Annotated in this window: 15 protein-coding genes, 2 pseudogenes and 1 riboswitch; of the genes and pseudogenes, 4 read left to right on the forward strand and 13 right to left on the reverse strand. The window is 71.5% G+C overall.

All coding sequences use genetic code 11. The features are described 5' to 3' along the window. Nucleotides 1–23: 23 nt before the first annotated feature. The 3 genes and pseudogenes from D1369_RS05265 to D1369_RS05275 all read right to left on the reverse strand — a co-directional run. Entirely contained in the window at nt 24–1,217 is a 1,194-nt protein-coding gene (locus tag D1369_RS05265; RefSeq protein WP_007386190.1) for a glycine C-acetyltransferase, read from the reverse strand. Between the two features lie 14 nt (nt 1,218–1,231). Beyond that, complete coding sequence (gene tdh / locus D1369_RS05270; protein ID WP_007386189.1) at nt 1,232–2,260, reverse strand: L-threonine 3-dehydrogenase; 1,029 nt, start codon at nt 2,258–2,260, stop codon at nt 1,232–1,234. Between the two features lie 424 nt (nt 2,261–2,684). Continuing rightward, nucleotides 2,685–3,053: pseudogene (locus D1369_RS05275) on the reverse strand (nuclear transport factor 2 family protein); the annotation flags it as partial. Nucleotides 3,054–3,131: 78 nt separating this feature from the next. Between D1369_RS05275 and D1369_RS05280 the strand changes: the two are divergent. Beyond that, a complete protein-coding gene (locus D1369_RS05280; protein ID WP_007386187.1) occupies nt 3,132–3,374 on the forward strand; it encodes a hypothetical protein in 243 nt (80 codons plus the stop codon). A gap of 13 nt (nt 3,375–3,387) precedes the next feature. Then, nucleotides 3,388–3,981, forward strand: a complete 594-nt coding sequence (locus D1369_RS05285) for a GPP34 family phosphoprotein (protein WP_118083119.1) — start codon at nt 3,388–3,390, stop codon at nt 3,979–3,981. On the opposite strand, the pseudogene D1369_RS05290 reads toward D1369_RS05285, so the two are convergent. From D1369_RS05290 to D1369_RS05325, 7 genes and pseudogenes are all read right to left on the reverse strand, one after another. Next, nucleotides 3,978–4,471 (reverse strand): annotated as a pseudogene (locus tag D1369_RS05290) (TetR family transcriptional regulator C-terminal domain-containing protein). The gene D1369_RS05285 and the pseudogene D1369_RS05290 overlap by 4 nt on opposite strands. Before the next feature lie 58 nt (nt 4,472–4,529). Continuing rightward, nucleotides 4,530–5,108, reverse strand: coding sequence for a GAF domain-containing protein (locus tag D1369_RS05295; RefSeq protein WP_007386184.1), 579 nt, complete (start codon nt 5,106–5,108; stop codon nt 4,530–4,532). Nucleotides 5,109–5,165: 57 nt separating this feature from the next. After that, a complete protein-coding gene (locus tag D1369_RS05300) occupies nt 5,166–5,765 on the reverse strand; it encodes an ATP/GTP-binding protein (protein WP_007386183.1) in 600 nt (199 codons plus the stop codon). Next, complete coding sequence (locus tag D1369_RS05305; protein ID WP_007386182.1) at nt 5,743–6,114, reverse strand: DUF742 domain-containing protein; 372 nt, start codon at nt 6,112–6,114, stop codon at nt 5,743–5,745. The genes D1369_RS05300 and D1369_RS05305 overlap by 23 nt, the downstream gene beginning before the upstream one ends. Before the next feature lie 2 nt (nt 6,115–6,116). Next, nucleotides 6,117–6,551, reverse strand: a complete 435-nt coding sequence (locus D1369_RS05310) for a roadblock/LC7 domain-containing protein (RefSeq protein ID WP_007386181.1) — start codon at nt 6,549–6,551, stop codon at nt 6,117–6,119. A gap of 68 nt (nt 6,552–6,619) precedes the next feature. Beyond that, nucleotides 6,620–9,220 (reverse strand): ATP-binding protein, encoded by a 2,601-nt coding sequence (locus tag D1369_RS05315; protein WP_118082297.1) that lies wholly within the window; start codon nt 9,218–9,220, stop codon nt 6,620–6,622. Nucleotides 9,221–10,327: 1,107 nt separating this feature from the next. Beyond that, nucleotides 10,328–11,503 carry an MBL fold metallo-hydrolase gene (locus tag D1369_RS05325; RefSeq protein ID WP_118082298.1) on the reverse strand — a complete coding sequence of 392 codons (1,176 nt, stop codon included), beginning with the start codon at nt 11,501–11,503 and terminating at the stop codon, nt 10,328–10,330. 176 nt (nt 11,504–11,679) lie between these two features. On the opposite strand from D1369_RS05325, the gene D1369_RS05330 reads away from it, so the two are divergent. Continuing rightward, nucleotides 11,680–12,858, forward strand: a complete 1,179-nt coding sequence (locus D1369_RS05330; RefSeq protein ID WP_007386180.1) for a Glu/Leu/Phe/Val dehydrogenase dimerization domain-containing protein — start codon at nt 11,680–11,682, stop codon at nt 12,856–12,858. 48 nt (nt 12,859–12,906) lie between these two features. Further along, a complete protein-coding gene (locus D1369_RS05335; RefSeq protein ID WP_205574458.1) occupies nt 12,907–13,515 on the forward strand; it encodes a TetR/AcrR family transcriptional regulator in 609 nt (202 codons plus the stop codon). Between the two features lie 91 nt (nt 13,516–13,606). Here D1369_RS05335 and D1369_RS05340 read toward each other — a convergent pair whose 3' ends face one another. The 3 genes from D1369_RS05340 to D1369_RS05350 form a co-directional block, all read right to left on the reverse strand. After that, nucleotides 13,607–14,392 (reverse strand): SGNH/GDSL hydrolase family protein, encoded by a 786-nt coding sequence (locus D1369_RS05340; protein WP_007386178.1) that lies wholly within the window; start codon nt 14,390–14,392, stop codon nt 13,607–13,609. Nucleotides 14,393–14,718: 326 nt separating this feature from the next. After that, complete coding sequence (locus tag D1369_RS05345) at nt 14,719–15,657, reverse strand: LysM peptidoglycan-binding domain-containing M23 family metallopeptidase (protein WP_007386177.1); 939 nt, start codon at nt 15,655–15,657, stop codon at nt 14,719–14,721. Between the two features lie 4 nt (nt 15,658–15,661). Continuing rightward, a riboswitch (cyclic di-AMP (ydaO/yuaA leader) is annotated at nt 15,662–15,824 on the reverse strand. A gap of 304 nt (nt 15,825–16,128) precedes the next feature. Beyond that, a complete protein-coding gene (locus tag D1369_RS05350; protein WP_007386176.1) occupies nt 16,129–18,204 on the reverse strand; it encodes an alpha-galactosidase in 2,076 nt (691 codons plus the stop codon). Between the last annotated feature and the right edge of the window lie 121 nt (nt 18,205–18,325).

The raw sequence follows: 18,325 nt of genomic DNA on the forward strand, positions 1-18,325 counted from the left end.
ATCGCAATACGTCCGGACAGACCCTAGGCCGCCAGCTCCGCCCTGGCCGCGACGAAGGCGTCGACCGCGCGGTTCACGTCCTCGGTGGAGTGGGCCGCCGAGAGCTGCACCCGGATGCGCGCCTGCCCCTGGGGAACCACCGGGTACGAGAAGCCGATCACGTACACACCCCGTTCCAGGAGCAGCTCCGCGAGGCGTCCCGCCTGCGCCGCGTCCCCGATCATCACCGGCGCGATGGCGTGGTCGCCGGGCAGCACGTCGAAGCCCTCCTCGGTCATACGGCGGCGGAACAGCGCGGTGTTCTCCCGCAGCCGCACCCGCAGGTCGTCCGCCGACTCCAGCAGGTCGAGGACCTTCAGGGAGGCCGCGGCGATCACCGGGGCGAGCGTGTTGGAGAAGAGGTACGGCCGGGAGCGCTGGCGCAGGAGCGCGACGATCTCGGCGCGGGCGGCGACGTAGCCGCCGGAGGCGCCGCCGAGCGCCTTGCCGAGGGTGCCGGTGATGATGTCGACGCGGTCCATCACGCCGTGCAGCTCGGGGGTGCCGCGGCCGCCGGGGCCGACGAAGCCGACCGCGTGGGAGTCGTCGACCATGACCATGGCGTCGTAGCGGTCGGCGAGGTCGCAGATGTCCTTCAGGGGTGCGAGATAACCGTCCATGGAGAACACGCCGTCGGTGACGACCAGCTTGCGACGCGCCCCCGCGGCCTCCTTCAACTGCCGTTCCAGATCGGCCAGATCACGGTTGGCGTAGCGGAAGCGGCGGGCCTTGGACAGCCGGATGCCGTCGATGATCGACGCGTGGTTCAGGGCGTCGGAGATCACCGCGTCCTCGGGGCCCAGCAGGGTCTCGAAGACACCGCCGTTGGCGTCGAAGCAGGAGGAGTACAGGATCGTGTCCTCCTGGCCGAGGAAGGCGGAAAGCCGTGCCTCCAGCTCCTTGTGCACCTCCTGCGTGCCGCAGATGAAGCGGACCGAGGCCATGCCGTAGCCCCAGCGGTCCAGGGCCTCGTGGGCGGCGGCGATCACCTCGGGGTGGTCGGCGAGCCCGAGGTAGTTGTTGGCGCAGAAGTTGAGGACCTCGCCGGGGCGGCCGCCCGCGGAGACGTTCACGGTCGCCGACTGCGGGGTGTCGATCACGCGCTCGGGCTTGTGCAGTCCGGCGGCGCGGATCTCGTCGAGGGTGGCGCGCAGGTCGTCGCGCACGGAGTCGAACATCGTCAGTCCCTAGGTCAGTTGGTCCAGTCGAGGATGACCTTGCCGCCGCGGCCGCTCGCCGCGTCGGCGAACGCCGCCTCGAAGTCTCGGTAGCCGTACCGGCCGGTGATCACGGGGGCGAGGTCGAGGCCGCCCTCCAGGAGGACCGACATCGCGTACCAGGTCTCGAACATCTCACGGCCGTAGATGCCCTTGATCGTGATCATCGAGGTGACGATCCGGGCCCAGTCCACCGGGAACTCCGCGGCCGGCAGTCCCAGCATCGCGATCCGGCCGCCGTGTGTCATGTTGGCGATCATGTCGCGCAGGGCCTCGGGCCGACCGGACATCTCCAGGCCGATGTCGAAGCCCTCGCGCAGCCCCAACTCCCGCTGTCCGTCCGCGATCCGCGCCTCCGACACGTTCAGCGCGAGGCTCACGCCGATCTTGCGGGCCAGCTCCAGGCGCTCCTCGCTGACGTCGGTGACGACGACGTTGCGGGCCCCCGCGTGCCGGGCGACCGCCGCCGCCATCAGCCCGATCGGCCCGGCACCGGTGATCAGCACGTCCTCGCCGACCAGCGGGAAGGACAGCGCGGTGTGCACGGCGTTGCCGAACGGGTCGAAGATCGCCGCCACGTCGAGGTCCACGGGGACGCGGTGCACCCACACGTTGGCGGCGGGCAGGACGACGTACTCCGCGAAGGCCCCGTCCCGGCCGACGCCGAGCCCGACCGTGGCCCGGCACAGGTGCCGCCGCCCGGCGAGACAGTTGCGGCACTTGCCGCAGACCAGGTGCCCCTCGCCGCTCACCCGGTCCCCGAGGGCGATCTCCGAGACATCGCGCCCGGTCTCCACGACCTCGCCGACGAACTCGTGTCCGAGCACGAGCGGGGTCCGGATCGCCTGCTGGGCCCAGCCGTCCCAGGACCGGATGTGCAGATCGGTGCCGCAGATGCCGGTGCGCAGCACCTTGATCAGTACGTCGCCGGGGCCGACGGCGGGCTCCGGGACGTCCGCGAGCCACAGCCCGGGCTCGGCCTTCTCCTTGACCAGCGCCTTCAAGGTACGGCTCCTGTGATTGCGAGGGGTGGAAACGCCCAGCAATCTGCCGTACGACACCGTCCTGGTCCATCGAGGATTTCTTAAGCGGTGCCACAGCTCCGCTTCACACCCGCCGCCCGCTCTCGTGCACGAACCCCGGGAACGTGGTGACGGTCGGCGGACCGAAGACACAGGTCGACCGGCGACACACCCCGGACGAGGACGGACCGCCCGCGCGCTGCGCCTCGCAGTCGAGGTCGGCACGGGTGTGGTCCGGGGCGAGGACGGACACGGTGTTGACGTCCGGCCCGGCTCGATCGCCCAGCGGTGGTCGCCGACCGTACGCCCGCCGAGGATGCACCGCTCGGGCCTCGGGCCGCCGCTCCGGGGGAGCCGACGGCCCCCGTGGCAGCTCGCACCCCGGAACCGCTCTGCGGGGGCCCTGGTCGAGGCGGGAGGCCTGATAGTGGCCGATGTGCCAGTCGTCCCCCTCCCGGGTCACGAGAACCGCCAGCTTGACCGGCAGCGCTGGCCGGTCCGTGAAGGTGAACTCGACGTCCAGGTAGCCCAGGACGAGGCCGTCCGCGGGTCGCCGTGTCTCGAGGACACGGTAGGACGCCTTCATGCCGGACGGCTGGGAGTCGTAGTACTCGGCGACGCCCTCCCGTCCGACGCTGTAATGGTGCAGCCCCTGGAAGACGGCGTCCTCGGTGAAGAGGGCGGCCACGCGCTCCGGTCGGTGGGCGTCGACACCGGCCTTCCACCGGTCGAGGACCCCGCTCAGGATCGCCTTGTCATCCGTCGGGACGGTCATGTCCACTCCTTCGCAGATGAATTGACGAGCCGTCAGTGTCCGGCGCTCATCCCGCCGTCGACGTGCAGGATCTCGCCGGTGACGAACGGCGCCCCGCTGATCGTCGCCCCGCTGCTGCACCACGGCTATCAGCGGGCGCTGCTGCCGACCGCCCTGGTGGTGCTGGCGGCGGCCGCGGCCGCCGGGGTGCTGCGGATCGGTTTCCCGCACCACACGGTCGTATCGGGTCACACGGACCTCGATCAGCAGCGAGAATCGACCGAGGACGCCCGGCTCGCCGGGGCCGGTCCTGAGCACGCACCACCGCACCCGGCCAACTGACGTGGAGCCGCTGATGACCACCGCACGGGACCTCGCGATCGTCGCCCTCGATGTGACCGCCGCCAAACCGGTGGGGCAGGGCGATCTCTCTCTCGCGCTCGCGGGAGCCGAGGTGTTCGACCTCCTCGACGCCCACGCCCTCGTTCTGGACGGCGACCGCATCCTGCCCAGCGCCCCCTCCCCCACGGGCGACCGCCTGCTGGACGAGGCCGCCGAGACGCTCGTACGGCAGGAGCCGTACGAGTCGGTCGAGGACTGGCTGTGGCGCAGGGGCCGCGGACTGTCCTCGGCCTACGTCGACGACCTGGAGCGGACCGGGCTCACGACCCGGCAGCGCGGCCGCCGGATCACGCTGCGGACCGGGCGCCCGGAGCTGGTCGACTCGGCGGCCCGGCGGCAGGCCGAGGAGCGCTGGGCGGCGGGCGAACCCGTCCTCGTCGCCCTGGCGGCAGCCGCCGGGATCGGCGACGAACCGGCCGGTGAACTCGCCGACGAGACGGCCACCGTGCTGGCCGCGGTCGGGGACGCCGTGATGGAACTGGAGGCCGTACGCCAGCGGAAGGCCATCGAGGACGCCGCGTTCGACAACGTGTGGCGCGGTTACTAGGAGCCGGCGGCCCCGAGCAGTGCCCGGCAGTTGTCCCACAGGGGGCTCAGGCGCTCGGGGCTGTTGTAGAGCTTGGCGAACATCACCTGGCCCTCCAGCTGGGCCACCACCGCCCGCGCCGCCTGCCGTGGGTCGGACACGGTGACGGCGCCGCGGTCCCGGGCCTCGACGACGACCGCCTCGACCATGTCGACCTGCGCCTCGAAGATCTCCTGCAACCGTCCGCGTACGGGCTCGGCGTGGTTCCTCAGCTCCAGAGCGAGGTTCCCGAACAGACAGCCCGCCACCGTGCCGCAGCCCTCCTGGACGGCGCGCTGGCCGGCCTCGGTCTGCTCGAAGAGCGCGCGCAGCCGAAGTAGGAGAAACTGCCCTTCGGCACCCCGGCCGTCTTGCAGATCTCGGCCACGCCCAGCGCCGAGTAACCGCGCCGCTCCAGGAGTGAGCGGGCGGCAGCGAGGATCTTCTCCCTGGCGTCACTTGTGCGTCCCACACAGCGAGTGCACGTAGGTACTAGACCGGTCGGCTAGGAATGGCGGCCGTCTCGCCCGTCACAGCACCGGGAGCCCGTCGGCCTCCCGTCGCTCCAGCCGCGCCACGAGTTCCGCCGCCGCCGACTTGATGGTCTCCAGGCCGGACTTCCCCCAGGTCCGCGGCTCCACGTCGGCCGCGCACACCGTGCCCAGCACCATCCCGCCGGAGTCGATGAGCGGGGCGCCCAGATAGGAACGAATGCCGAACTCGTCGACGACCGGGTTGCCCGCGAACCGCGGGTAGTCACGGACGTCCTCCAGGACCAGCGCCTTGCGGCGGACGACCACATGGGGGCAGAACCCGTGGTCGCGCGCCATATGGCGGCCCAGTTCCGGCTTGGCCTCCTCGCCGTCCGACGGGGGCCGGGCCGCGGGAATCGTGAGACCGGCGAAGAACTGCCGGTCCTCGCCGAGGAAGTTGACCATCGCGTACGGCGCCCCCGTGCGCTCGGCGAGCCGCTCGGCGAAGGCGTCGAGCGCGGGCTCCGGATACTCTCCGAGCCCGAGCAGGCGCAGCCGTCGCGCCCGGTACGGTGCCTCCTTGTCCTCAGGGGTGAGCAGCAGTCGGCCGGCCGGGCGTGGTGGGTCGTAGCTCATGGGCGGCCGTCGCTGTGGACGTCGGTCATATGCGGCTCCGTAAGGTGTGTGCGGGGGTCACATGTGGGCCCCGTGGCTCGGCGCGGGCGCCGGGCTGTGGGCGATGAGATGCCGTACGAGGGTGAGCAGGGTCTGCACACCCGAGCTGGAGATCCGCGCGTCGCAGCGCACGATCGGGATCTCCGGCGGGAGGTCGATGGCGGCCCGGACCTCCTCGGGGTCGTAGCGGTACCCCCCGTCGAACTCGTTGATGGCGACGATGAATCCGAGGCCGCGCTGCTCGAAGAAGTCCACGGCCGCGAAGCAGTCCTCCAGTCTGCGGGTGTCGGCGAGGATCACCGCGCCGAGCGCGCCCTCGGAGAGTTCGTCCCACATGAACCAGAACCGCTCCTGTCCGGGCGTGCCGAACAGGTACAGAACATGTTCCGGATCGAGGGTGATCCTGCCGAAGTCCATGGCCACCGTGGTCTCGACCTTGTTCTCGATGCCGTCGAGACTGTCGGTCGCGGCGCTGACCGTGGTGAGCAGTTCCTCCGTGCTGAGGGGAGCGATCTCGCTGACCGCGCCCACGAAGGTCGTCTTGCCTACCCCGAACCCTCCCGCCACCAGGATCTTCAGTGCGGTGGGGAAGGGATCAGAGCTGTCGTCGTAGTCCATCGAGCACTGCCTCCAGAAGAGCCCGGTCAGTCGGGTTGTGGGTGAACTCGGGTGGCTTGGTGGTCAGCGCCCCGCAGTCGACGAGGTCGGACAGCAGCACCTTGGTGACCACCGCCGGCAGCCTGAGATGGGCGGCGACCTCGGCGACCGAGACGGGCGCGCGGCACAGGTCGAGTGCCTGCGCGTGCTCGGGGCCGAGGTAGCCGATGGGGGTGGCACCGGTGGCCATCACGTGCGACAGAAGGTCGAACGCGATGGACGGCCGGGTGCGGCCGTTGCTGACCGTGAAGGGCCGCACCAACCGCCCGGCCGCGTCGTCGAGCCAGGGCCCGTCGCCGACCGCCGCCACGCTCAAGACCTCATCGCCGAGGATTCGACGGCGTGCTGCCGGGGCGCGGTCACCAGGTAGGGGCGCACGCTCTTGACGAGCATCGCCATCTCGTAGCCGAGCACGGCGGCGTCGGCCTCGCGTCCCGCCAGGACGGCGAGACAGGTGCCGGAGCCGGCGGTGGTCACGAACAGCAGCGTCGAGTCGAGTTCGACGACGACCTGGCGGACCTCTCCGCCGTCGCCGAAGCGGACGCCCGCGCTGCGGCCGAGGGAGTACAGGCCGGAGGCCAGGGCCGCCATGTGGTCGGCGCTGTCCCCGTCGAGCCCGTGGACCGACTTCACGAGCCCGTCGCAGGACAGCAGGACCGCGCTGCTGGTGTGCGGCACACGCTGTACAAGGCCGCTCATCAGCCAGTCGAGGTCGGATACATGGCCGGTCGGCGCTTCGCTCGCCATGGTGGATCGACTCCTTGAGGTACGAAGGTCTGCGGGAGCGCTGGGGGGTGGGGTGAACGCGGGGGTGGTCATCCGGCGGGTGCGCTCCCGTCGTGCCGGGGGGTGGTGCGGTCGTGATCGAGGCCGTGCGCCTCGGCTATGTGGGGCCGCTCCATGGGGGTTGCGTCAAGGGCGGCGGCGTCGGTCGTGGGTGCGGCCTCCGTGTGGCTCGCGTCCAGGTCGAAATCGAAATCGAAGTCGAAGGAGGCGGACGGATGGGCGGACGGATGGGGGGACGGGGCGGGGCGGGGCTCCGAAGAGGCGGATACCGGGATACCGGTGTCGGTGGTGGGCGCACCCGTGTAGGCGGCGCCCCTCTGCGTACGGCCTGTCGGCGCCGCTTCCGGGTGGTCGGGCTGGGCCGGCTGGACCGAGCCCATGGGGCCGGCCTCCATCCGCGGCGACGGCAACGGCAACGGCAGTGACGTGGTCGGTTCGCCGCCCTCCGGCTCCAGGTGGTGCTGGGCCTCGGCGAGGCTGATCCCGCGCTGGAAGGCCGCCATCAGTCCCGGGTCGTGGCCGGCCAGGTATTCGGCTTCCTGCCGGGGCGCCGGTCCGCCGCGTAGTTGGGGCGCGATGTGCTCCTGGGCGCGGCGCCGGGGCAGTTGGGGCTTGCCCATGGTGCCGCGCACGGTCCCGGTACGCGGGGTGGGGGGCCCGGTCACGTGCTCGGCGACCAGCCGCCGGTCGTCGGGCCTGATCCCGGGCACGGCGTCGGCGGGAGTGGGCCGCGACCCACGCGCCCCGCGCACGGGCAGCGGCGCGGGACGCCCGGAGCGCGCTCCACCGCCGTTCGGCACGCTCCCGCCACCACCCGGTACGGCCGAGCCACCGTTCAGGTGGACGTCGCTGCCGCGGGCCGGTGAGTCACCGCCGGACGCCTGGCTGGCGCCACCCGGCGTGTTTCCACCGCCGTCCGGCGAAGACCCGTCAGACCCGGCGGACTCGTCAAGCCCGCCCTCACCGGGCGCGTGATCGCCCTCGTTCGGAACGCTCCCGCCGGTGCCCGGTGCCCCCGAAGCGCCGTTCAGGAAGCGCCAGCCGCCACTGGGCGGAGGCTCACCGCCGGGCGCATGCCCCCCACCGCTCGGAGCGACCCCGCCGCCGTCCGGCGCGGCCCCGTTGCCGGCCGGTACGCCTCCGCCGGGCGCGCGGCTACTCCCGTTCAGTCCCGGCCCATGGCCGGCACGTCCGTGCCGGGCGCCCTGCGGCACCGCTGCGCCGCCCTGCGGCGTCGGCGCCGCGCTGCCGTTGAGGCCGGGCTCCGTGCCCCGGGCCTCCCGCCGCTGGGGGTCGGCCCCGGGACGCGGCTCCGCGGACGCTCCCCGGTGCCGTGCCTCGTGCCCCGGCCTCGGATGACCGGGGCCCTGCGGGGACACGGCCGCCCCCGTGGCCTCCGGCGGCCGCGCACCGACCGCTCCCGGCGCCGAACCCAGCAGCGCCTGCGGCACGACGAGGACCGCCTGGACGCCGCCGTAGATGTTGGTCTGGAGCCGGACATGGATCCCGTGCCGCTTCGCGAGTTGCGAGACCACGAACAGCCCGATGCGCCCGTCCGCCAGCAGGCTCGCGACATTGACCTGGTCCGGGTCCGCCAACAGGGCGTTCATCCGGTGCTGTTCGGCGACCGGCATGCCGAGCCCTCGGTCCTCCACCTCGACGGCGAGCCCGGAGGTCACGAGGTTGGCGCGGAGCAGCACTTGGGTGTGCGGCGCCGAGAACACCGTGGCGTTCTCGACCAGTTCGGCGAGCAGATGGATGACGTCGGCGACGGCGTGCCCGCGCAGTGTGCCGTCGATCGGCGGCACGAGTTTGACCCGCGAGTACTGCTCGACCTCGGCGATGGCGGAGCGCAGCACCTCGGTCATCGAGACGGGGTTGCTCCACTGCCGACGCGAGACGGCGCCGCCGAGAACGGCGAGGTTCTCGGCGTGCCGGCGGATCCGGGTGGCGAGGTGGTCGACGTGGAAGAGCCCCTTGAGCAGGTCGGGGTCCTCGATCTCGTTCTCCAGCTCGTCGAGGATCGAGATCTCCCGGTGCACGAGCGACTGAAGGCGCCGCGCCAGGTTGACGAAGACCTCCAGTTTCTGTTCGCTGCCGGCCTGGCTGGAGAGCTGGGCGGCCTGGACGACGGCGGTGACGGCCCCGTCGTGGGCGCGAGCCAGGTCGGCGGCGAGCAGGTCGAAGTCGTCGGCGTTCTCGGGCGGACCGGTGCCCGGGCCGCGAGCGGGCGGAACCTCGCCGCGGCGCAGCCCGTCGACCAGGGCCCGCAGGTCGGCCTCGCGGCGCGCGCTGCTGCGGCGCAACGCGCCCACGCGGTCGCTCACCGATGTCGCGGCACGGTCGGCCGCCACGGCGGCGATGGCGATGCCTGCGAAGGTGACCGAGACCGCGCCGGCCAGAACACCCCACAGGATGAGGCCGGGTTGTGCCCCGGTGGAGCGAACGGTGAACAGGACGGCCGCGCAGCCGCTGAGGGCGACCGCGATCGGCGGCAGCACGGCCAGCCGCAGCAGTTGCGGCCGTATGTGCGTCTCGGGCAGCGAGGGGGCGGGGCGGGCGACCGGCCGCCCGTGCCGCCCGCCCTCACGGCGGTCTGCGCGTGCGGCCGGTGCGCGGAGGTGAGACATCGGTGTCCTTGTACTGGTCCGTCGGTCCTGTGGGCCGGAGGGCTCCGGGCCGGCCGGCCCGGGTCGGCGGGCTCCGGCGCGTGCCCCCACGGGCTTCGGGGCGGGTTGCCGGGCGGCTCGCGCGGCGGCATGGTCGTCGGTCACCGGCGCGTCGCCTCCCTCCTCCCCGCGCCTCGGCTGTTCGCCGTGGGCATGCGTCATGGCGTACCGGTCGAGAGAACCGAAGACTTCAACCCCTCGTCGCCCGGCGGACACTCACAGTAGTCGCCAACGCATCATGTGCGAGCGGCAGTTGACAAACTCCTCCGCGGAGCGTCCCGCTCTGGTATGAGGACTCGCACGACAGACCGACAAGCCGACCGGCCCGCCTTACCCGAACGAGTGAATACCGATCACCCCTGGTCAGAACCGGTCACGCACGACCCGCGAGGGCGCAGGCCGTACGCGCACCTCGATCGCCGCGAGGGCCCGTCCTAGGGGTGCGGCAGGCTCCCCGACACCCCTCCAGAGCCTTGGCCCAAGCCTTCCGCATCGTCACTGACTGTGTCGGCCCGCCGCGGTGTCGGACCGCTGCGCCCACCGGGCCACGACTCGCCGGCGTCCCCCACACATGAGTGGACCGTCACCCCGTCCGCCCGCACCCTCCGGGCAGCCGGGACCATCAGCCCCGGCAAGACGACGTCCCGAGCCCGGCATGGGTGTTCGCATACGGCGGCCCCGTCTTCGGCGCCACCCCCACCGCTTTCCCGCAGCGCGCGAACCGGGCGCAGCGCTGCCCACGGGACGCGGCCGCTGGCCACGGCAGGCGGCAGGAACACCAGCGGCTCGCTGCGCGATCCACCGTCCTTCGACTACGTCGTGGGGATACGGCCGTGGCCTGGCCGTATCCCGTCCTCGCCTGGCCGTATCCCGTCCGCACCGGACATGGCGCAGTGCGGCCGGTTGCCGGCCCGGGGCCCCGAGGCCGGGACGGTCACGGACGTCACCGTGCTCCTGCCGGCGGCGGCCGACCCCGACCAGCGCACTGCGCAAGCCCGCGCAATCCCTGGCACGACCTTCTCGACAGCCCGCACCGGTGCCGGCACCGGTGCGGGCACCAACCTCACGTCACAGCTCAGCCACCGGCTCCCGGTCCTCCACAACCGTGGGCAACTCGGCCCATCCTCCGACCGGCGCCCTCGCCACCCCCCGCCACCAGGGATCGACCACAGGCGCCGCACCCGGCTCGAACGGCTCCCCCGGCCGCGGGGTGGCCATGGCGACCCCGGCCTTGCGGGACAGCAGCATCGTCCGCTCCGCGGGCTCCACCCAGGGATGCGTCGCGAGGTTGAACGTGCCCCAGTGGATCGGCAGCAGCACCCCTTCCGCCGCATCCCCGCCCTGGAGGTCCAGATGGGACCGCACCGCCTCTTCGGGCGTCATGTGGATGTCGGGCCAGAACTCCGAGTAGGCGCCGAGCTGGATCATCGTGGCGTCGAAGGGCCCGAAGGCCGCGCCGATGTCCTTGAACCCGTCGAAGTACCCGGTGTCACCGCTGTGGTAGATCCGGTGCTCCCCGCCGGCGACGATCCAGGACGCCCACAGCGTGTGCTGGGTGTTGCGCAGTCCCCGTCCGCAGAAGTGCCGGGCCGGGGTGGCCGTCAGGGTCAGCCCGGCGACCTGGGTCGACTCGTGCCAGTCCAGCTCGCGCAGTCGGTCCGCGGAGACTCCCCAGTGCTCGAGATGGGCCCCCACCCCGAGCGGGACGGCGAAGACGGTGTCCGTCCCGGCCAGTTCCTTGATCGTGGGCATGTCCAGGTGGTCGTAGTGGTCGTGGGAGATGACGACCACATCGACCGGGCCGAGCGCGGCGAGCGGCAGCGGCACGGGGTGCAGCCGCTTGGGCCCGGCGAAGGGGAAGGGGGAGCACCGCTCACCCCAGACGGGGTCGAACAGCACCCGCCGCCCGTCGATCTCGGCGAGCACGCTGGAGTGGCCCATCCAGGTCAGCCGCAGACCGGTGACAGGGGGCTTGGAGAGGTCGGCGAGCGTCGTGGGATGTACCGGGATCCGGCCTTCGGGAGCCCGCTGCAGGCGGCCGTCGCTGTCGAAGAAGGCCTTGGCGAGGTCGATCGCCGAACCGTCGGGACGGGTCCGGGCCGTACCGCCGGGGTTCTGGAAGACACCGTTCGCGAAGTGGGGGGATCTGCGGATGCGCGCCATGCGCTCACCGCTCGGGTCCGCGCCGAAGGCCGCGGGCTGCAGCGCGCGGAGCCCGGAGCTCAAGGGACGGAAGCCGGTCACGGTACCTCCATGGGGAGTCGCTGAGGCACCCATTATGGTCCGCCCCTCTGACAGCGCCGGGGTCTGCCCGGTTACACGGAGAAGGACGCCGTGGCAGCGGATCACGTTGACACGGCGTACCCGGATACCAATACTGACTCCTCGTTCAGTAGCCGTCCGCCCACCCCGGAGCCCGCGTGACCACCCCCTTGTTGTCGCTCACCTGGACCGACCACGTCACCGGCCGCCAGGGCTTCCTGGTCGTCGACCGGTTGGTGCGGGGTGTCGCCAGCGGCGGTCTGCGGATGCGCCCGGGCTGCACGCTGGACGAGGTCGCCGGGCTGGCCCGCGGCATGACCATGAAGGAGGCCCTGCACTACGACCCCGCGGCGCGGTACGTCCCGCTGGGCGGGGCCAAGGGCGGCATCGACTGCGACCCCCGGGACCCGGAGGCGTACGGCCTGCTCGTGCGCTACCTGCGTGCCGTGCGGCCGTACGTCGAGAGCTGCTGGACGACCGGCGAGGACCTTGGTCTCAGCCAGGACCTGGTGGACCGGGCGGCCGCGGAGGCCGGCCTGGTCTCCTCGATCCAGGCGGTCTATCCGCTGCTCGACGACGAGTCCGCGGCCCGGCGCCGGCTCGCGGACGCGTTCGCCGTGGAGGTGGACGGCATCGGGCTCGACGAGCTGGCGGGCGGCTGCGGGGTGGCCGAGTCGGCGCTCACGGCTCTGGACGCGGCCCGGGTGCCGTACCCGGGCACGCGCGTGGCCGTGCAGGGCCTTGGCACCATGGGCGGGGCCACCGCCCGCTTCCTCACGCGCGCGGGGCTCACGGTCGTGGCCGTCGCCGACATCAAGGGCACGATCTTCAACCCTGCGGGGCTGGACGTCGAGGCGCTGCTGACCGCCCGGGACGCCCACGGCACCGTGGACCGCTCGGCCCTGCGCCGCGCCGACCGCGAACTGCCCGGCGAGGCCTGGCTGTCGCTCGACGCGGAGGTACTCGTGCCCGCGGCGGTCTCGTACGCGATCGACACCGGCAACCAGGAGCGGATCCGGGCCCGTTGGATCGTCGAGGCGGCCAACATGCCGGTCCTGCCCGCGGCGGAGGCGCTGCTGGCTGCGCGCGGGGTGACCGTACTGCCGGACGTCGTGGTCAACTCCGGGACGAACGCCTGGTGGTGGTGGACCCTCTTCGGCGACATCGGCTCGGACGCGGACGGGGCCTTCACGCACATACGACGTTCCATGCGCGCCCTGGTCGAGCAGTTGCTGGCGCGCGCGGAGGCGGACGGCACCTCGCCGCGCGCCGCCGCGCACGCGCTGGTCGCCGACCGGCTGCCGGTGATCGCGGAGCGGTTCGGCCAGTACCGCTGACCTGGCCCGTCGCGCGGTGCCCCACGGGGGACGGATTAGGGTGAGCCCGTGGCGAGAGTGCGGTTGACAGTGGCCGAGCGGCGCGAGGAACTGCTGCGGGCCGCCATCGAGCAGATCGAGGCGCGGGGCGTGGCGGCCGTCAGGATCGCCGACGTGGCCTCGGCGCTCGGGGTGAGCAACGCCCTGGTGCTGTATCACTTCTCCACGAAGGAGAAGCTGGTCGCCGCCGCGTTCACCTACGCCGCCGAGGAGGACCTGGCCCGGCTGCGCAAACTCCTCGGCCGTCGCACCAGCGCCCTGCGCAGGCTCCGGTCGGCCGTGCGCTGGTACGCCCCGACGGGCCAGGCCAAGGGCTGGCGGCTGTGGATCGAGGGCTGGGCGGTGGCCCTGCGCGAACCGGCCCTCCAGGAGGTCACCCGCGACCTCGACAGACGCTGGAAGGCGGCGCTCACCGAGGTGATCGCGGAGGGCGTGGCCGCGGGCGAGTTCCGCTGCCCGGAGCCGGAGGCCACCGCGCTGCGCCTCACCGCCCTTCTGGACGGCCTGGCGGTCCAACTGACGTCCTACGCGGGCGCGGTGGCCAGGTCGCGGGCCCAGGAGTGGGTGGACGAGGCCCTGGCGCGGGAACTCGGGCTGGAGGGCACGAGTCCCGCCTAGCGGCGGCTCACGAGCGGGGCCGCCCAGGTGGACGACCCGACCGCGGACGCCGGCGAAACCCACCCCGACCGGCCCCAGGACCGCCTCCGGCTCAAGCCACGGTGGCGATCCGCGTCTTGATGTCGTCCGGCGACAGCACACCCTTGGCGGTCACATGGTCCCCGGAGGACTCCCCCCGCAGCCGGCGTCCGATCCACGGCACCAGGAACTCACGCGCCCAGTGCACGTCGTCCCGCCGCACGTCCAGCGGCCCGCGAGGGGGAAGCGGCGGCCAGGGCTGGTCCGGGTCCGCCGGCACCTCCAGTCCCAGCACCTGTCCTGCACGGAGGGCCACACGCGTGTGGCCCTCGGGAGACAGGTGCAGCCGGTCACTGTCCCAGGCCCGCCGGTCTTGGATGGTCTTCAGGGACCACAGATCGAGCACCGGGCATCCGTACCGGTCGGCGACGGCCCGCACATGTCCGTTGTACGTGGCGATCTTGCCGCGCAGATGCTTGAGCACGGGCACACCACGGGTGTCGAAGCCGGTCGTCACCATGACCGTGCCGCACGCCTGGGTGAGCCGGGCGATGGCCCGCTCGAAGCGTTCGGCGACCTCGTCGGGGTCGGTGCCGGGCCGGATGATGTCGTTGCCGCCGGCGCAGAACGACACCAGGTCCGGTGCCAGTTCGACGGCCTGCGGAAGCTGGTCCTCGACGATCTGGTCGAGCAGCTTCCCGCGTACGGCGAGATTGCTGTACCTGAAGTCGCCCTCGGGCCGCCGGTCCGCGAGAAGTACCGCGAACCGGTCGGCCCAGCCGACGAATGCCCCGTCGGGCCCGGGGTCGCCGACGCCCTCGGTGAAGCTGTCCCCCACCGCCACGTACGACCCGATCACTGAGCTGCTGTCATTCTTCGAATCGTCTGCCACAGCAGTTCATGATTCACCTTCGAATGTGACCTACGCGACCGTAGGAAGGGCTTGACGGTCGGTGAGATAAGCCACTCCTAAAGTGTTGGCCAAACCAGGAATAGCCCTTTCATCAGGAGTGTTGACGCTGCGACCGCCACACCTCGAAGTCGTGGATCAGGGGCCGCACACCGGATTGTCCGACGTAGCGGCGTGCGCGCCCGCCACAGGGCCGCCACGAAATGACCATGAGGAAACACCGAAGGCCGGACCCGGGGATCGGGGTCCGGCCTTCGGTGGCACAGGGGGGGTCGTCAGCCGACGGCGACGCCCTTCGAACGGAGGTAGGCGACCGGGTCCACGTCGGAGCCGTAGTCCGGCGTGGTGCGGATCTCGAAGTGCAGGTGCGGGCCGGTCACATTGCCGGTCGCGCCGGAGAGGCCGATCTGCTGGCCCGCGGTCACGGTCTGGCCGGCCGAGACGGAGAGCTGGGACAGGTGCGCGTACTGCGCGTAGTAGCCGTCGGCCAGCTTGATGACGACCTGGTTGCCGTAGGCGCCACCCCAGCCCGCGGAGACGACCGTGCCCGCGCCGACGGCCTTGAGCGAGGTGCCGGTCGGGACGACGAAGTCGACGCCGGTGTGGTAGCCGCTGGACCACATGCTGCCCGCGACGCGGTAGCCGGTGCCGATGGTGGCGCCGTCGACCGGGAGGGTGAAGCCGCTGGAGCTGCTGGCGGTGGAGCTCTGGGTGGCAGTCGTAGCCTTCGAGGCCGACTTCTTCGGCTCGGCCTTCTCGGTCTTCGCCGCGGACGACGAGGAGGACCCGCTCTTCGTCGTGGCCGCCTTGGCCTTCTTGCCGATCGAGAGCTTCAGACCCGGGTGGATCAACGACGGGTCGTCGCCAATGGCCTGGCGGTTGTCGGCGTAGAGCCTCTTCCAGCCACCGCTCACGTTCTGTTCGTCGGCGATCTTCGAGAGATAGTCACCGGCCCGCACCGAATAGATGCGCACGGTCGAGGTCTTTGCCGCGTGTTTCTTAGCGGCCGCCTTTTCGGCGGACTTCTCAACGGCCTTCTGCGTGACGGGAATCGACTGAACGGCCTTTTCCGACACGGACTGCGAGGTGGCGGCGTGTGCGCCGGTGGCCCCCATGAGCGGGAGAGCGAGAGCGGCTCCCCCGGTTCCGGCGACGGCGATCGAGCGGGCGAAGCGCTGGGACTTCGGGCGGCGGTGCTTACCCTTCGCGGGCATGACGAATTCCTCTCCGGCGCCTGCGAGGTGAGCTGTCGGGTGCGGGCTGGAGATGCCCGGCCGCGCCGAGACGCGACTAAACCCCAAGCCTGTTCCGGAGACCGGAACAGGCAGTTCTACCTGTGGGTCCCCCGCTCCTGCCGTACACGGGTCAGTGGGTGTGGGGAATCCGTTCGGCGGCAGGATTGGGCGTCCGACCGGATCGGTGGCGAACGTAAACGAGCAAGACGCAAAGGGACAAGTGAGAGGTTGCCCGGGTAAGCGTTTCTCTTGATCCCCTATGCGAATTACCGGTCACCCTGCGTGAATCGGACACCCTTCTCCCACCCAAACCCCCTTGGTAAACCTGTGAATTACGTGAACATGACGGGCGACACACCGTCACGGTTATGACGCTCCTCACGTCACGAATTCACAGGAACCCCCATCCCGGAAGGAGTTGGAAGGAAGCCGCCAATTCGGGCAGAAGCCCTAGATGCGACGCAGTCGGATAACCGTCGCATCGAGGTCGCCGCGCAAACCGGTACGAAGTCCGTGATGCAGCAATATGACCCCTCGGTGAACTTCGCCCGTTTCGGGGCATTCGTACGATGCTGTCGGGTCGAGCCCGCGCAGCCGCAGCGAGGGGACGGGCTCGCCGTACTTCTGCGCCTGAAGCCAGGCGAGGACGACAGTCTCGCCCCCGCGGACGTACTGCACCGCGCTCAGTCCGCCCCGCGGAGGCCGCAGCCGGTAGAGGTCGCCATGCTGCACCAGGGGCCTGATCTCCTTGTAGAGCTTCACCCAGCGACCGGCTTCGGCGAGCTCCTCCTCGGTCCACTCCGCCAGGTCCCCGCCTACTCCGAGCACCCCGGCCATCGCGCTCACGAACCGGAACCGCAGCGAGCTCACCCGGCCGTTGAGCTGGGTGTTGGGACTGTCGGTGACCCAGGCGGCCATCACGCGCGCGGGATGGATCTGGCTGAAGCCGTCCTGGATGGCAAGCCGGTCGAGCGGGTCGGTGTTGTCCGAGGTCCACACCTGGTCGGTGCGGCTCAGCACCCCGAGGTCGATCCGGCCCCCGCCCCCCGAGCAGGACTCGAAGGCCACGCCCGGGTGAGCTTCCCGCAACCGGTCCAACAGGGCGTAGAAGCCGCGCACATGGTCGACCCACAGTCGCTGCGGATAGGGCTCGCCGGGCCAGCCCGCGTCCGTGAAGCAGCGGTTGAAGTCCCACTTCACATAGTCGATCGGGGCCGAGGAGAGCAGGGTGTCGAGCTGCTCCCACAGGTACTCCTGGACGTCCTCGCGCGCGAGGTTGAGTATGAGCTGATTGCGGAACTCCGTCCGCTTCCGTCCCGCTTGGTACTGCACCCAGTCCGGGTGGGCGCGGTACAGCTCGCTGTCCGGGTTGATCATCTCCGGCTCGACCCAGATGCCGAACTGCATGCCGAGCTCGCGCACGTAGTCGCCGAGCGGCTTGAGGCCGGAGGGGAAGCGGTCGGGGTTGGGCGCCCAGTCACCGAGTCCGGCCCGGTCGCTGGTGCGGGCACCGAACCAGCCGTCGTCGACCACGAACAGCTCGACGCCCATCGCCGCGGCCCGCCGGGCGAGGGTGCGCTGCTGCTCCTCGGAGATGTCGAAGTTCGTGGCCTCCCAGGAGTTGAACAGCACAGGCCGGTCCTGGTCCGCGTCCGGGATGACGTACGCCCGCTGGTAGGCGTGCCAGGCACGGCTCGCGGCGCCGAAGCCGCCGTCGCTCCAGAGGCCGGCGAAGACAGGGGTCGTGAAGGACTCCCCGGCCGCCAGCCGCAGCAGTCCCGAGTCGTCGTAGCCGGCGCCGCCGGTGATCTGCACGCGCGCGTCGGGCAGCTGGGCCACGGCGATCCGCCAGGACCCCGACCAGCCGAGGGCGACACCGTAGACCTCGCCCCGCTCCTCGGTGGCGTCGGTGTCGAGCGCCACCCACGGCAGGTGCTGGTGGCCGGTGTGGCCGCGGCGGCTGCCGATGACCTTCTCGCCGTAGGTGAGCGGGGTCCGGGTGAGCAGGGACTCGGCGGCCCAGCGGCCGTGCAGCTGGGACAGCCGCCAGCCGTCCTCGCGGTCGGGCAGGGTCCAGGTGGCGGAGTCGGCGCGCAGCAGCTCGACCGGGTCCTGCCCCTGGTTGTCCAGGGTCACCCAGCGCTCCAGGATGTCATCGCGCATCCGGTAGTGCAGCGTGATGGTCAGCCCGTCGTCGCGGAACCGCAGCCGCAGTTCGTCGCCCTCGGTGTCGTACGCCTCGAAGCTCCACTCGGTGCCGCGCCGCACCTCGGTGCGCACGGACAGGGCGGGGCGGGTGAAGCGGGGACCGCCCTCGACGGGGTACTCCTCGCGGCCGTCGAGCGGGGACTCGAAGGGCCAGTACTCGGGCAGCGGACGTACGGCGAGGGCCTCGGCGTCGGCCAGGGCGATCCTCGGACCCCAGTGCAGGTGCAGCAGCTCGTCCTCGGCGGTGAGGTGCAGGGCGTAACTGCTGGCCGGCCCGGACAGAATCCACGTACGGCCGTTCTCGGCGATCTCCAGCATGGTGCTTCCTCACAGATCCGAACAGGTGCCAACAGGTGCACTCAGGCCCCAACATCATCAGGGGCCAACCGTGCTGGTCGCAACGGCTGTGGACAAGTCATTGCCAGGCCCTGTGGACAAC

The sequence above is a fragment of the Streptomyces sp. CC0208 genome (assembly GCF_003443735.1).
GTDB classification, from domain to species: domain Bacteria; phylum Actinomycetota; class Actinomycetes; order Streptomycetales; family Streptomycetaceae; genus Streptomyces; species Streptomyces sviceus.

Bases quoted from the DNA above. Each gene is read 5' to 3' on its own strand.
- D1369_RS05265 (WP_007386190.1), bottom strand. From the start codon at position 1,217: ATGTTCGACTCCGTGCGCGACGACCTGCGCGCCACCCTCGACGAGATC.
- D1369_RS05285 (WP_118083119.1), top strand. From the start codon at position 3,388: ATGACCACCGCACGGGACCTCGCGATCGTCGCCCTCGATGTGACCGCC.
- D1369_RS05295 (WP_007386184.1), bottom strand. From the start codon at position 5,108: ATGAGCTACGACCCACCACGCCCGGCCGGCCGACTGCTGCTCACCCCT.
- D1369_RS05300 (WP_007386183.1), bottom strand. From the start codon at position 5,765: ATGGACTACGACGACAGCTCTGATCCCTTCCCCACCGCACTGAAGATC.
- D1369_RS05310 (WP_007386181.1), bottom strand. From the start codon at position 6,551: ATGGCGAGCGAAGCGCCGACCGGCCATGTATCCGACCTCGACTGGCTG.
- D1369_RS05315 (WP_118082297.1), bottom strand. From the start codon at position 9,220: ATGTCTCACCTCCGCGCACCGGCCGCACGCGCAGACCGCCGTGAGGGC.
- D1369_RS05345 (WP_007386177.1), bottom strand. From the start codon at position 15,657: ATGCCCGCGAAGGGTAAGCACCGCCGCCCGAAGTCCCAGCGCTTCGCC.
- D1369_RS05350 (WP_007386176.1), bottom strand. From the start codon at position 18,204: ATGCTGGAGATCGCCGAGAACGGCCGTACGTGGATTCTGTCCGGGCCG.